Here is an 11,446-nt window from a genome sequence, read left to right on the forward strand (position 1 = left end):
CAGCGCGGTGTGTGCGTGCTGTGGCAGGCTGCCACCGTGCTCTCGTTCGCCATGATTATTGGCAGCAGGCGCGCCGGTCCGCAGTGACCGTCTCGTACCACCATGTACGGGCGGACACCGTCGTCTCTTAGACCCGCGCGCAAACCTCTCGTACCCACGAGGGGTTTTTTCGTTTCCTGGCCCAACATCAGCCGGACGCGGAGCGCGAGGGATCATTGAGGCGGTGGAGCCGGTCATTCCGGTAGACCGAGATCCGACACAGGAGCCAGATCAGCATGACGGAAACCAGCACACCCGACGATACGTTCCACGTCTTTGACACCACGCTGCGCGACGGCGCGCAGCGCGAGGGAATCAACCTGACCGTCGCGGACAAGCTGACCATCGCCCGGCACCTGGACGACTTCGGCGTGGGCTTCATCGAGGGCGGCTGGCCGGGCGCCAACCCCCGCGACACCGAGTTCTTCTCCCGCGCCCAGCAAGAGATCACCTTCCGGCACGCCCAGCTCGTCGCCTTCGGCGCCACGCGCCGCCCGGGTGGCTCGGCGGCGCAGGACCCGCAGGTCAACGCCCTGCTGGAGTCCGGCGCCCCGGTCGTCACGCTCGTCGCCAAATCCCATGACCGGCACGTCGAGCTCGCTCTGCGCACGACTCTGGACGAGAACCTGGAGATGGTGCGCGACACCGTCTCCTACCTCGTGGAGCAGGGGCGGCGCGTCTTCGTCGACTGCGAGCACTTCTTCGACGGCTACCGCGCCAATCCCGAGTACGCGAAGTCCGTCGTCCGCACGGCCTCCGAAGCGGGCGCCGACGTCGTCGTCCTGTGCGACACCAACGGCGGCATGCTCCCCGCCCAGGTCCAGGCGATCGTGGGGACCGTGCGCGCCGACACCGGCGCCCGGCTCGGCATCCACGCGCAGGACGACACGGGGTGCGCGGTCGCCAACACCCTCGCCGCCGTCGACGCCGGCGCCACCCACGTGCAGTGCACCGCCAACGGCTACGGCGAGCGCGTCGGCAACGCCAACCTCTTCCCCGTGGTCGGCGCCCTGGAGCTCAAGTACGGCAAGCAGGTCCTGCCCGAGGGCTCGCTGCGCGAGATGACCCGTGTCTCGCACGCCATCGCCGAGGTCGTCAACCTCACCCCCTCCACGCACCAGCCGTACGTAGGCGTCTCGGCCTTCGCGCACAAGGCGGGCCTGCACGCTTCCGCGATCAAGGTCGACCCGGATCTCTACCAGCACATCGACCCGGACCTGGTCGGCAACCGCATCCGGATGCTGGTCTCGGACATGGCGGGGCGCGCCTCCATCGAGCTCAAGGGCAAGGAGCTCGGGATCGACCTGGGCGACGACCGGGCGCTGGTGGGACGGGTCGTCGAGCGGGTGAAGGAGCGGGAGCTCAGCGGCTACACCTACGAGGCCGCCGACGCGTCCTTCGAGCTGCTGCTGCGCGAGGAGGTCGAGGGGCGGGCCCGGCGCTACTTCCGCGTCGAGTCCTGGCGGGCCATCGTCGAGGACCGGCCCGACGGCACGCACGCCAACGAGGCGACGGTGAAGCTGTGGGCCAAGGGCGAGCGCATCGTCGCCACGGCGGAGGGAAACGGCCCGGTCAACGCCCTGGACCGCTCGCTCCGGGTGGGCCTGGAGCGGATCTACCCCCAGCTCGCCAAGATGGAGCTCGTCGACTACAAGGTCCGCATCCTGGAGGGCAAGCACGGCACGTCGTCCACGACCCGGGTACTGATCTCCACCAGTGACGGTGACGGTGAGTGGTCGACGGTGGGCGTGGCGGAGAACGTGATCGCGGCGTCCTGGCAGGCCCTTGAGGACGCGTACACCTTCGGCCTGCTGAGGGCGGGCGTCGAGCCGGTGGAGTAGCCGCCGCGCACCCGGAGCAGCTCCGCCTCAGGACCGCCGTCGGCGGCCCGACTGAGTTAGCTTCGAAGTATGACAATTAATGGGGCAAAGCGAATATTTGTCGCGCTGTCCGGGCTTCTCGTGTCCCTGGGTGCCGTGTCGTTCACGGCGGCGCCCGGGGCTGCGGCAGCCGCCACGGCGTCGAGCGTCCCGGCCGTGGCCGACGCCTGGGAGAAGAGCCCGGTGTACGTGGATCCCGCCGCGTCGGACCAGCTGCCCCGGGCCGACGCGGATGCCCTCGCGCAGAAGATCAAGGACGCCGACAAGCCCGTGTTGGTGGCGGTGCTGCCCGCCGACTTCCCCAAGCAGGACCTCTTCCAGAAGCTGCGCACCGAGACCGGTGTGACGGGGGTGTACGGGATCCGGCTCGGCGACGCGTTCGACGCGAAGGCGGACCGGGCGGTGCTTGGCCGTGCGGCCGTCGCGAACCTCGTCACGACGTACGGGGACGGGGGCGGGGGCGATGCCAAGACCCAGCTGAACGGCTTCGTCGACCAGGCGGTGAAGGACGCCCGCGGCTCGGCGCCCGCTTCGTGGGGCGGTGAGTCCGGTTCCGACGGCGGCACTCCCGTGGGCGCGCTGATCGGCGTCGGCGCGGTGCTCGTCGCGGGTGGCGGGGCCGCGTACGCGGTGGTCCGGCGCAACCGGCGGCGGCGGGCCGAGGTGCAGCGGGCCGCGCTGGAGAAGCTGCGGGTCGTGGTCGACGAGGACATCACCGCGTACGGCGAGGAGTTGGACCGTCTCGACTTCCACCCCGCGGAGGCGGGCGCGGACGACGCGATGCGCGCGGACTACGAGCGGGCCCTGGACTCCTACGAGAAGGCGAAGTCGTACATGGCGGCGGCGCAGCGGCCCGACGAGGTGCGGGCCGTCACGCAGTCCCTGGAGGACGGCCGCTTCTCCCTCGCCCTGCTCGCCGCACGGCGGGAGGGCCGACCGCTGCCGGAGCGTCGCGCGCCCTGCTTCTTCGACCCGCGGCACGGTCCCTCGGTGAAGGACGCGCAGTGGGCGCCGCCGGGCGGGACCGAGCGGACGGTCCCGGTCTGCCTGCCGGACGCGACACGCCTCGCGGACGGTGAGGAGCCGCTGTCCCGGACGGTGGCGACGGACTCGGGGGAGCGGCGCCCGTACTGGGAGGCGGGCCCGGCATACGGCCCGTGGGCCGGCGGCTACTTCGGGGGCGGGATGCTGCCGGGCCTCCTGGTCGGCACGATGCTGGGCGGGATGATGGCGAGCCCGGCGTACGGGGCGGACTACGGGGGCGTCGGGGACGGTGCCGGGGGCGGGTACGACGGTGGGGACTACTCGGGGTCGGACTTCGATCCCGGGGACTTCGGGGGCGGCGGCGATTTCGGGGGCGGCGGGGACTTCGGTGGGGGTGGGGACTTCGGGGGTGGGGGGTTCTAGGGGGCGTGGTTGACGGAGTCGAGAATTAGCGAGACGATACGTATCGTCTGATGCGTAGCCGTCTTAACTGTCTCGGCCGGCTTGGCTGTCTTAGCCGTCGTTGCCGTCGATCCGGAGGGTCATCCCATGCAGCAGCAGTACGTCGAAGCCGCCCCCGGCATCCGCCTCTGGACGGAGCGGCGCGGCGACCCCGACGCTCCCGCGCTGCTCCTGATCATGGGCGCCCAGGCCTCGGGACTCGGCTGGCCCGACGCCTTGGTCGACGCCCTCGCCGCCCGTCACCAGGTCATCCGCTACGACCACCGGGACACCGGCCGCTCCACCTCCACCTTCGACGAACACCCTTACCCCATCACGGACTTGGCGCGGGACGCGGTAGCCGTCCTGGACGGCCTCGGCATCGAGCGGGCGCATCTGGTGGGCATGTCACTCGGCGGCATGCTGACCCAGCTGGTCGTCGCCGACCACCCCGAGCGCGTCCTGAGCGCCACCCTGGTCGGCACCTGCGCGCTCAGCGAATCCCCGTACACGGCCCCGGACGGAACCCAGGTCCCGGTGGGTGAACTCCCCGGCATCGCCCCGGAGGTCCTGGAGGTGTGGTCCCGCCCGGCCGAGGACAAAGGCCCGGAAGCCGAACTGGACCGCCGGGTGGAGCACTGGCGCGTCCTGAACGGCGGCCAACTCCCCTTCGATGACGCGTACTTCCGTGATCTGGAGAGCGAGATCATCGCGCACACCGGGACCCACGTCTCCTCGACGGCACATGCCCGCGCCGACGACTCCCACATGCTCCGCACCGACGAACTGGCCGGCACGAAGGTCCCCACGCTCGTCATCTCCGCCCCGGCCGAGCCGGTGTTCCCGCCCCCGCACGCGCACCACCTGGCCCAGGCCGTCGCAGGCGGCGGCGCACGCGTGGTGGAGATCGCGGGCATGGGACACGCGCTGCCCCCGGCGGTGCATGGCCCGCTCGCCGAAGCGATCCGCACGCACACGGATGCCGCGCGGCCCTAGCCGCGCCACCGGCGGAACCGGATGTGCCCGCTACAGGTCGCCCAACCCCGTGAGTTCCGCCGACAGCTGCCAGAGGCGGGCCGCGGCCTCGGGGTCGGTCGCCCAGGGCTTGACGCCTCCGGTCAGCATGTCGTCCGTCGTGGCGGGCTCCGCGACGCCGCAGTCCTGGCAGTACGCGCCGCCGTGGGCGTCCAGGAGCGGTGACGTCGCCGCCCAGACCGCCGTGGCCGCACCCTGCGCCGGGCTCTTGAAGCCCTGCGCCGGTGTGCCGTCGGCGGACATCCAGCCCTGCGCGATCTGTTCCTCCCGGGGGATGTGGCGCTGGAGGGGCGTGAGGATGCTGCCGGGGTGTACGGAGAAGGCCCGCGGGCCGGAGCCCGCCGCACTCCCGGAGCCTGCCGCGCTCAGGGAGTCGAGGTGCACGGCGAAGAGCGCGTTCGCCGTCTTGGACTGGGCGTAGGCGAGCCAGCGGTCGTATCCCTGGTGGAAGTGCGGGTCCTCCCAGCGGATGTCGGAGAGGAAGTGGCCGGACGAGGCCACCGACACGACGCGCGACGTGCCCGGACTCAACGCCGGGTAGAGGCGGTTGACCAGGGCGAAGTGCCCCAGATGATTGATCGCGAAGTGGGACTCCCAGGTGCCGTCCGGGCCGACCCGGGTCTCGGGGCACGCCATCACGCCCGCGTTGTTGATGATGATGTCGAGGGCCCGGCGCGTGGCGAGGAAGCGCTCGGCGAAGCGCCGGACACTGCTCTGGTCCGCCAGGTCGAGCTCCTGCACCTCCACGCCGTCCGTGCCGCGCAGCGCCTCCTGGGCGGCGAGCGGCCTGCGCGCAGGGACGACGACGTGCGCGCCCGCCTTGCCGAGCGCCCGGGTGATCTCCAGGCCGAGCCCCGAATAGCCGCCGGTGACCAGCGCCGTCCTGCCCGAGAGGTCGATCCCGGCGAGCACGTCGTCAGCCGTGCTCGCCGCACCGAACGTAACCGGCTCACCGGACGTACCCAACTCACCGAACTCACTGAACTCACCGAACTCGCGGCCGGAATCGTGCTGTTGTTCTTGCCGTGTGGTCATGGGCGTGACGCTAGAAGCTGGACCGCGCTCTAAGGCAAGGACGAAAGTCGGGAGACGAAGTGAGCGAGCAGCACGGCACGAACACCACCTGGCCCATCCTCGACAGCGCGCACGCGGCACTGCGTACGGCCGTCCACGGCGTGCCGGAAGGAGACTGGGACCGCCCGACGCCCTGCGCGGAGTGGAACGTCACCCAGGTGTTGCAGCACGCGGCGGGCGACCAGCTCGGCTACGCCTCGTCCCTCACCGGAGGCCCCGGCCCCGCGGAGAACCCCTTCGCCCCCTCCGGCAAGCTGACGGATTCCCCGCTGGCCCTGCTGGAACCGGCCCTAGTGGCCGCGGCCGAGGCCTGGGGGAGCGTCGACCCATCGGTCCAGGAGGTACGCGTACCGCTTCCGCCCGGCAGCATGACCGCCGCCCTCGGCGTCGGCGCCTGCGCACTCGACGCGGCCGTCCACGCCTGGGACATAGCGGTGGCCACCGGCCAACCCTCGCCCCTGACCGACGAGTTGGCGAGACCCCTGCTGGACGTGGCCCGGCAGATCGTCGAGCCGGTCCGCGCCTTCGCCTTCGGGCCCGCACTCGACGCGGAGGCGGGCGGGGCGCAGGGGGGAGAGGCCGCCGAACTGCTCCGGTACCTCGGCCGTCAGCCCGACTGGGCATAGCGGCCGGGAGGCTCAGGCGCTCTCCGGCGGCGGCAGGCGCCAGTTCCCCGGATGTCCGGGCGGGAGCGCGAGGTCGCGCCGCACCGCCTGGTAGTAGCCCTCGCGTGTGGTCCGCTGGCGCTCCAGCAGTACGGACCACGCGGCGGGGTCCCGGATGCCCTCGCGCAGGAACCGCTCCATCTCGATGACGGTGAGCACCCAGACCCGCGCCTTGTCGACCACGTCCGGCGTGCCGAGCATCAGCAGCGCCTCCCCGGCCGGATCCCGCGCGATGGCGGCCTCCGCCAGGTGGGGCGCCGCTACCTCGGGGGCCAGCGGGTGCGGGTGCGGGTCGTTGCCGAGGTGGGCGGCGACGCGGTAGGTGAGCGTGACGGTCTGCTTCACCACGCGGGCGTAGTCGCCGTACACGGCGAGCCGCCGTTCCTCCCAGCGAGCCGCCTGCTCCCGCTGGAAACGGGCCCGGTCGCCTCGGGTGATCGCCAGATACGAACCGAGCGCACCGACGATCACGCCTATCAGCGCGGGCAGTTGCTGCATGAACTCGGACACGGCCCGAACGGTATAGGAGCCCCACCCACCGCCCCGGCACACATGCAAGGCAAGCCCACCCACCGCCCCGGCACGTATGCAAGACAAACCCACCCACCCCACCCCGCATGCATGCGGGGCAATCGGGTGGGTGGGTGGGAGAGACCCGTCGCGAAGCGGCGGTCCAGAAAGCCAGCGAGGCTCAGGAGCCAGAACAGATCAGGAGCCGGACTTGATCGCGGAGATGTCGAAGCTCAGCTTGATCTTGTCGGAGACGAGCACCCCGCCGGTCTCCAGCGCGGCGTTCCAGGTGAGGCCCCACTCCGAGCGGAGGATCTCCGCCTTGCCCTCGAAGCCGACCCGCTCGTTCCCGAAGGGGTCCGTGGCCGAGCCGTTGAACTCCAGGTCGATGGCGAGCTGCTTCGTGGTGCCGAGGATCGTCAGGTCACCGGTGATGCGGTAGTCGTCGCCGCCCAGCGCCTCCGCCTTGGTGGAGCGGAAGGTCATCTCGGGGAACTCGTCGGTCTTGAAGAAGTCCGCGCTCTTCAGGTGACCGTCACGGTCCGCGCTGCCGGTGTCGATGCTGTCCATCTTCACGTCGATGGAAGCCGTCGATCCGGCCGGGTCCGTGCCGTCCAGGTGCAGCGTGCCCGCGACGTCGGTGAAGGAGCCCTTGACGTTCGTGACCATGGCATGGCGCGCGACGAAGCCGATGGACGTGTGCGAGGGGTCGATCGCGTACTCACCGGTCAGGGCGGCCAGGTCCGGGCTGACCGGAGCGGACACCGTGCCGGTGCCAGTACCGGCGCCGACGGAGGAGGTGACGGTTTCGTTCTTGCGGCCGAAGAGACCCATGACTGCTCCTTGGGGACGAGCTGCGACCGGGAAGGCCGAGCTGCGAGCTACGGGGGTTGTGTCTGTTGAATGTTCAACGAGATTGACTGTAGCGCGATTCAGTTCAACATTCAACATCAGGCACAGCGTCCCGTGTGAGGTGTCTCTCACCCGCCCCTTTGTGGAATCCCTACAGCGCGACGACCCTCTGAGCAGTCACTTCGGGCGCACTGGAGCGAGCTTCTGTTCAGGGGTGCCAGGAAAACGGGCCGGAGACTGTTCAAAGTCGACGGTCCGTTTCAGTAGGCGCCCTTCGTAAGGTCACTACATGACCGTTTTGGACGAGACCGCTTCTCCCGAGGGCGAGCCCACCGACGCGCGTGGGCGCGTGGCCGAGCTGCACGCGATCCGTGCCGAGGCGCTGCGCGGCCCGAGCGAGAAGGCGACCGAGGCGCAGCACGCCAAGGGCAAGCTGACCGCGCGTGAGCGGATCGAGCTGCTGCTGGACGCGGGTTCGTTCCAGGAGGTCGAGCAGTTGCGCCGGCACCGGGCGACCGGGTTCGGCCTGGAGGCCAAGAAGCCGTACACCGACGGTGTCATCACCGGCTGGGGCACGGTCGAGGGCCGTACGGTCTTCGTCTACGCGCACGACTTCCGCATCTTCGGCGGCGCGCTCGGCGAGGCGCACGCCACGAAGATCCACAAGATCATGGACATGGCCATCGCGGCCGGTGCCCCGCTGGTGTCGCTCAACGACGGCGCGGGCGCCCGTATCCAGGAGGGCGTCTCCGCGCTCGCCGGGTACGGCGGCATCTTCCAGCGCAACACCAAGGCCTCGGGCGTCATCCCGCAGATCAGCGTGATGCTCGGCCCGTGCGCGGGCGGCGCGGCCTACAGCCCCGCCCTGACCGACTTCGTCTTCATGGTCCGCGAGACCTCGCAGATGTTCATCACCGGACCGGACGTGGTGCGTGCGGTGACGGGTGAGGAGATCAGCCAGAACGGTCTGGGCGGCGCGGACGTGCACGCCGAGACCTCGGGCGTCTGCCACTTCGCCTACGACGACGAGGAGACCTGCCTCGCCGAGGTCCGCTACCTCATCGCGATGCTCCCCTCGAACAACCGCGAGAACCCGCCCACCCACGACTCGGACGACCCGGCGGACCGCCGCTCCGAGGTCCTGCTCGACCTGGTCCCGGCGGACGGCAACCGTCCGTACGACATGACCAAGGTCATCGAGGAGCTCGTCGACGACGGCGACTACCTCGAGGTCCACGAGCGCTGGGCGCGCAACATCATCTGCGCCCTGGCCCGCCTGGACGGCAAGGTCGTGGGCATCGTCGCCAACCAGCCGCAGTCCCTGGCCGGGGTCCTGGACATCGAGGCCTCCGAGAAGGCGGCCCGCTTCGTCCAGATGTGCGACGCTTTCAATATCCCGATCGTGACGCTCCTCGACGTGCCCGGCTTCCTGCCGGGCGTGGACCAGGAGCACGGCGGGATCATCCGGCACGGCGCGAAGCTCCTGTACGCGTACTGCAACGCCACCGTGCCGCGCATCTCGCTGATCCTGCGCAAGGCGTACGGAGGCGCGTACATCGTCATGGACAGCCAGTCCATCGGCGCCGACCTCACCTACGCCTGGCCCACCAACGAGATCGCGGTGATGGGCGCCGAAGGCGCCGCCAACGTCATCTTCCGGCGTCAGATCGCGGCCGCCCAGGACCCCGAGGCCATGCGCCAGAAGATGGTCAAGGAGTACAAGGCCGAACTCATGCACCCCTACTACGCCGCCGAGCGCGGCCTGGTCGACGACGTCATCGACCCCGCCGCCACCCGCGAGGTGCTCATCAGCTCCCTCGCGATGCTCCGCAACAAGCACGCGGACCTGCCGTCGCGCAAGCACGGCAACCCCCCGCAGTAAGCACGCAGCAATCACGCAGTAACCCCGCAGTAGCCCACAAGGAGAACGCTGCACATGACTACCCCCGACATCCGCGTCGAGAAGGGGCACGCCGAGCCCGAAGAGGTCGCCGCCATCACCGCGATCCTGCTGGCCCGGAGCGCCGCCGCCACCGCGCAGGCTCCCGCGCCCCGCCGAGGCCGCGACAAGGCCGGCTGGCGCCGCCTGGAGCGCACCCCGGGCTTCCGCGCCCCGCACAGCTGGCAGGGCTGAGCCCCACCGCCGCACGGCACCCGACAGGGCCCCGCACCACTTCCGGTGCGGGGCCCTGCCGCGTCCCCGACCGCAGGGCGCCCCCGGGCAAGGCAAAGGGCCCCGCACCGACTGAACGGTGCGGGGCCCTTCACGTACGGGCGAGAACGGCCGGCGCTAACGCAGCCGCGCCATCAGCGCGTGCTCCACGAGCGTGATCAAGCCGCTCTTCGCGTCCGCGCGATGCCGCGCGTCGGTGGTGATGATCGGGGTGTCCGGGCCGATCTGCAGCGCCTCGCGGACCTCGTCCGGCGTGTACGGCTGGTGGCCGTCGAAGCCGTTGAGGGCGATGACGAAGGGCAGGCCCGAGTTCTCGAAGTAGTCGACGGCGGGGAAGCAGTCGGCGAGCCTCCTCGTGTCGACCAGTACCACCGCGCCGATCGCGCCGCGTACGAGGTCGTCCCACATGAACCAGAAGCGGTCCTGTCCCGGCGTACCGAAGAGGTACAGGATCAGGTCCTGGTCCAGGGTGATGCGGCCGAAGTCCATGGCCACCGTGGTGGTGGTCTTGTCCCCGGTGTGGGTGAGGTCGTCGATGCCCGCGGACGCGGACGTCATGACGGCCTCGGTGCGCAGCGGATTGATCTCAGAGACCGCTCCGACGAACGTGGTCTTGCCCACGCCGAAGCCGCCCGCCACCACGATTTTCGCGGAGGTGGTGGAGCGGGCTGTTGCTCCGCCGCTAGAGCTTGCGAAGTCCACTGAGCACCCTTTCGAGCAGTGTCACGTCTGGCTGGCCGCCGGCGGACTCGTCGCCGCCCGGCTGATGGATGGCGACAAGTCCGGCCTCCGCCAGGTCGGCTACGAGGATCCGGGCGACGCCGAGGGGAATGGAGAGAAGTGCCGAGATCTCAGCGACTGACTTGATCTCGCGGCACAGATTGCAGATCCGCTGATGCTCGGGCAACTGGCCCTGCAACTGATGCGGTTGGGCGGTGGTGTGCACCAGCGCCTCGATGGCGAGCTGGTAGCGGGGCCTGGTGCGGCCGCCCGTCATGGCGTACGGGCGCACCAGGGGGTTGCTCGCAGCGGGCGCCGGCTCGGGCGCGCGTCGCTGTGGTTGCACTGGCTGGATCCTGGGGGTATGAGGCTGCTCGTACGGGCTCTGGCGGGGGCCCGGCTGCTGCGGCTGCTGATAGGGCCTGCGGTGCTGGCTGGGCGCGGAGGGGAAGTTGTAACGGTTGGGTCCCCCGTCGTGCGGCCCCTGCCCCTGGCCGTGACCAGGCGACCAGTTGGCCGATGACGAACCGTTCGGGGGTGTTCCTGAGCCTGCCACGTACTCCTCCTCCGACTGTGCCGGGCACCATCATTCTGGAGCCGCGTCCCGAAACCTTACGGCCACGGGACGCGAAAACGCACCGTACGTCTACTAGTTGAGAAGGCTCCCCTGCAGCTCCGCACGCAGGTCGGGCGTGAGTACGGTGCCGGCGCGGTCGACAAGAAGCGCCATCTCGTACCCAATGAGACCGATGTCCGCATCCGGGTGGGCGAGGACGGCCAGCGAGGAGCCGTCCGAGATGGACATAAGGAAGAGAAATCCTCGCTCCATCTCCACAACGGTCTGGGTCACGGAACCACCCTCGAAGATCCGGGAGGCCCCGGCGGTGAGGGAGGTCAGACCGGATGCGACGGCCGCCAGCTGGTCGGCGCGGTCGCGGGGAAAACCTTCGGACATCGCCAGAAGGAGTCCGTCGGCGGAGACCACCACCGTGTGGGACACCCCAGGGGTGTTGTCCACGAAGTTGGTGATCAACCAGTTCAGGTTCTGCGCCGCCTGGCTCATCGGGCTCACA

Annotated in this window: 12 protein-coding genes; 6 read left to right on the forward strand and 6 right to left on the reverse strand. The window is 70.2% G+C overall.

What is annotated here, in order from left to right; genetic code table 11:
* Positions 1-275 precede the first annotated feature (275 nt).
* The 3 genes from cimA (at position 276) to ACFUPX_RS06130 (ending at position 4,340) form a co-directional block, all read left to right on the forward strand.
* The gene (gene cimA, locus ACFUPX_RS06120) at positions 276-1,880 is read left to right on the forward strand and encodes a citramalate synthase (protein ID WP_383316755.1); all 1,605 of its coding nucleotides are present in this window, start codon (positions 276-278) and stop codon (positions 1,878-1,880) included.
* A gap of 69 nt (positions 1,881-1,949) precedes the next feature.
* A complete protein-coding gene (locus tag ACFUPX_RS06125) occupies positions 1,950-3,326 on the forward strand; it encodes a hypothetical protein (protein WP_383316757.1) in 1,377 nt (458 codons plus the stop codon).
* A gap of 126 nt (positions 3,327-3,452) precedes the next feature.
* A complete protein-coding gene (locus tag ACFUPX_RS06130) occupies positions 3,453-4,340 on the forward strand; it encodes an alpha/beta fold hydrolase (RefSeq protein WP_383316760.1) in 888 nt (295 codons plus the stop codon).
* Positions 4,341-4,370: 30 nt separating this feature from the next.
* Here the strand turns inward: ACFUPX_RS06130 and ACFUPX_RS06135 are convergent, their stop codons facing one another.
* On the reverse strand, positions 4,371-5,414 hold the full coding sequence (locus ACFUPX_RS06135) for an SDR family NAD(P)-dependent oxidoreductase (RefSeq protein ID WP_383316763.1): 1,044 nt from the start codon (positions 5,412-5,414) through the stop codon (positions 4,371-4,373).
* Between the two features lie 59 nt (positions 5,415-5,473).
* On the opposite strand from ACFUPX_RS06135, the gene ACFUPX_RS06140 reads away from it, so the two are divergent.
* Positions 5,474-6,079, forward strand: coding sequence for a TIGR03086 family metal-binding protein (locus ACFUPX_RS06140; RefSeq protein ID WP_383316766.1), 606 nt, complete (start codon positions 5,474-5,476; stop codon positions 6,077-6,079).
* Positions 6,080-6,091: 12 nt separating this feature from the next.
* On the opposite strand, the gene ACFUPX_RS06145 is transcribed toward ACFUPX_RS06140, so the two are convergent.
* Together ACFUPX_RS06145 and ACFUPX_RS06150 are read right to left on the reverse strand one after the other, a co-directional pair.
* Positions 6,092-6,628, reverse strand: a complete 537-nt coding sequence (locus tag ACFUPX_RS06145; protein ID WP_383316769.1) for a hypothetical protein — start codon at positions 6,626-6,628, stop codon at positions 6,092-6,094.
* Positions 6,629-6,826: 198 nt separating this feature from the next.
* The gene (locus ACFUPX_RS06150) at positions 6,827-7,462 is read right to left on the reverse strand and encodes a YceI family protein (RefSeq protein WP_383316772.1); all 636 of its coding nucleotides are present in this window, start codon (positions 7,460-7,462) and stop codon (positions 6,827-6,829) included.
* A 307-nt stretch (positions 7,463-7,769) separates the two neighbouring features.
* Here ACFUPX_RS06150 and ACFUPX_RS06155 point away from each other — a divergent pair, with 307 nt between their 5' ends.
* The gene (locus tag ACFUPX_RS06155) at positions 7,770-9,362 is read left to right on the forward strand and encodes an acyl-CoA carboxylase subunit beta (protein ID WP_383316775.1); all 1,593 of its coding nucleotides are present in this window, start codon (positions 7,770-7,772) and stop codon (positions 9,360-9,362) included.
* A gap of 54 nt (positions 9,363-9,416) precedes the next feature.
* Positions 9,417-9,614 carry an acyl-CoA carboxylase subunit epsilon gene (locus ACFUPX_RS06160; protein ID WP_344520107.1) on the forward strand — a complete coding sequence of 66 codons (198 nt, stop codon included), beginning with the start codon at positions 9,417-9,419 and terminating at the stop codon, positions 9,612-9,614.
* A gap of 156 nt (positions 9,615-9,770) precedes the next feature.
* Here the strand turns inward: ACFUPX_RS06160 and ACFUPX_RS06165 are convergent, their stop codons facing one another.
* The 3 genes from ACFUPX_RS06165 to ACFUPX_RS06175 form a co-directional block, all read right to left on the reverse strand.
* Complete coding sequence (locus ACFUPX_RS06165) at positions 9,771-10,355, reverse strand: ATP/GTP-binding protein (protein ID WP_190084708.1); 585 nt, start codon at positions 10,353-10,355, stop codon at positions 9,771-9,773.
* Positions 10,336-10,929: a DUF742 domain-containing protein gene (locus ACFUPX_RS06170; protein WP_383316779.1), complete on the reverse strand. Its 594-nt coding sequence runs from the start codon at positions 10,927-10,929 to the stop codon at positions 10,336-10,338. The genes ACFUPX_RS06165 and ACFUPX_RS06170 overlap by 20 nt, the downstream gene beginning before the upstream one ends.
* Positions 10,930-11,022: 93 nt before the next feature.
* Positions 11,023-11,436: a roadblock/LC7 domain-containing protein gene (locus ACFUPX_RS06175; protein ID WP_135330751.1), complete on the reverse strand. Its 414-nt coding sequence runs from the start codon at positions 11,434-11,436 to the stop codon at positions 11,023-11,025.
* Between the last annotated feature and the right edge of the window lie 10 nt (positions 11,437-11,446).

The organism is Streptomyces sp. NPDC057302 (genome assembly GCF_042667685.1).
In the GTDB taxonomy this organism is placed as follows: Bacteria; Actinomycetota; Actinomycetes; order Streptomycetales; family Streptomycetaceae; genus Streptomyces.